Origin of the sequence: Paraburkholderia sp. GAS334 (assembly GCF_050436625.1) — a bacterium.
In the GTDB taxonomy this organism is placed as follows: Bacteria; Pseudomonadota; Gammaproteobacteria; order Burkholderiales; family Burkholderiaceae; genus Paraburkholderia.
This window is the reverse complement of sequence record NZ_JBNDMO010000091.1, coordinates 1-1,646: the sequence shown is the minus strand read 5'-3', so window position 1 is coordinate 1,646 and position 1,646 is coordinate 1. Positions and strand designations below refer to the sequence as shown.

Below are 1,646 nucleotides of genomic sequence, written 5' to 3'. Positions count from 1 at the left end.
GGGTCGACACGAGCCGATCGCGGAAGACAGACTACGGTTAGCTGCGGTGATTCGGCCCGAGGCCTGTCGCAGACAGTCGACCGTCTTTCCTTTCCAGGAGCGTCCTTTGCCGTTGCCGCGGCAGGAATGACTGCCGTGGCGCATGACAAATTTTCGAGGCCCGCGACTTTTGTAGCTTGTATCGGCAACCCGCAGGGTCTTGCAAATTCGCCGGGTTCACAGGCTCGCGACTTGTCGCGACACGAACTCACCCCCTGAGAATAAGACAATCTTGCGGCGGTTATCGGCGGTGAACGCTACCGTCGCCCGAGTTTCCAATCGACGAGGCGCCGCCTCCGCTATCGCCCGATCGCAACGGCCGGTCTACATGGCATAGCGGTTATGCGCTAGCGGCCGGCCTACTTGCGTGCGTGATCGTCCGCCATCTGCATGGGTTCGTCGGGGACGACCGATGTCAACACCGTCGAAGGCAGATGCCGCATGTCGTTCGGGCTGACCTTGCCGGCGAACTTCCAGCCCCCCGGCAGCTTGACGAAGGTGAAGCCGGTCGGCTTGTCGACGAAGACGTCGAAGTTTTTCGCGGGTGCCACGACAGCCCCCTGGCTGGTTCCGGGAACCACCTGTGCGAAGACGGTGGGCGAGGCCGCCACTATCGTGGCTGCAATCAAGGTGCGAAGTACCGGTTTCATTTTGAACTCCATTTCAACTGAGGAAGGGTGCATGCCGACGACGGCGCGGCCAGGTCGCCACACTAGTTCGCTAAATATGTGTCGAACGATACAGAACATTAAACCCCAAAAATTGACCCAGATCCATGTTTTTGTTATGCTCGTTACAAAATAGAACGATAGGATCATGACCTGATCAGGGGCGCGGAGAAACATGATGAATGGTCCAGTTGATGCAGCGGCTTCGAAAAGCCGGGGCAGGCCCCGAACCTTCGACCGGCATGCTGCGCTGACGTGCGCGATGGAGATGTTTTGGCTGAAGGGTTTCGACGGCTGCGCGATCAGCGACCTGACTGCCGCCATGAACATCAATTCGCCAAGTCTCTACGCCGCGTTCGGTAGCAAGGAAGATCTGTTTCGCGAGGCAGTCGACCTCTACGGGACGCTTGAGGGAGAAGCGACTCGATGTGCGTTGGCGGGGCCACGCAACATCCGGGATGCGCTCGGCACGATGCTCAAGCGTAGTGTCGACATGTTCACGCGCGGACCGCAGCCACGCGGTTGCATGGTGATGCTTGGCACGCTGAACGTCAGTGCCGACCGGAACGAGCTTCGTGCGCTGCTGCACAAACGGCAGAGGCAGATCCTCGACGTGATCTGCAAGCGCATGGCGCTGGCAGTCGATGACGGCGAAATCGCGCCGTCGGTGGACATCGATGGATTGTCGATGATGTGCGCGGTGCTGTTTACCGGCCTGGCGGTCCACGCCCACGACGGAGCCGGTCGGGCGAAGCTGAATTCAGCGATCGATGCCTTCGTCGCCACTTTACCGGTAACGGGCCAGTCCAGGGCCGCGCCGCGCGCCGCGGCTGGAAAAAAGGCGCCATGACAGCGCAAGGCTTGTCATGAGCAACTGGAAAACCGCAACCGGCATCATGTAAAGAGGGCCGCTGCGTCATCTTTATGGCCGATGTACCT

The 1,646-nt window shown here is 60.0% G+C and carries 2 protein-coding genes; one reads left to right on the top strand and one right to left on the bottom strand.

What is annotated here, in order from left to right; translation table 11 throughout:
• Window positions 1-398: 398 nt before the first annotated feature.
• On the bottom strand, window positions 399-1,037 hold the full coding sequence (locus tag P3T21_RS38360; RefSeq protein ID WP_429261050.1) for a hypothetical protein: 639 nt from the start codon (window positions 1,035-1,037) through the stop codon (window positions 399-401).
• Here P3T21_RS38360 and P3T21_RS38355 point away from each other — a divergent pair.
• Window positions 970-1,557 carry a TetR/AcrR family transcriptional regulator gene (locus P3T21_RS38355; protein ID WP_429261049.1) on the top strand — a complete coding sequence of 196 codons (588 nt, stop codon included), beginning with the start codon at window positions 970-972 and terminating at the stop codon, window positions 1,555-1,557. The two genes, P3T21_RS38360 and P3T21_RS38355, sit on opposite strands and share 68 nt — an antisense overlap.
• Window positions 1,558-1,646 lie beyond the last annotated feature (89 nt).

What these genes read in the sequence shown, in the direction of transcription:
- P3T21_RS38355 (WP_429261049.1), top strand. Translation starts at nt 970, where the DNA reads ATGGAGATGTTTTGGCTGAAGGGTTTCGACGGCTGCGCGATCAGCGAC.
- P3T21_RS38360 (WP_429261050.1), bottom strand. Translation starts at nt 1,037, where the DNA reads ATGTTCATGGCGGCAGTCAGGTCGCTGATCGCGCAGCCGTCGAAACCC.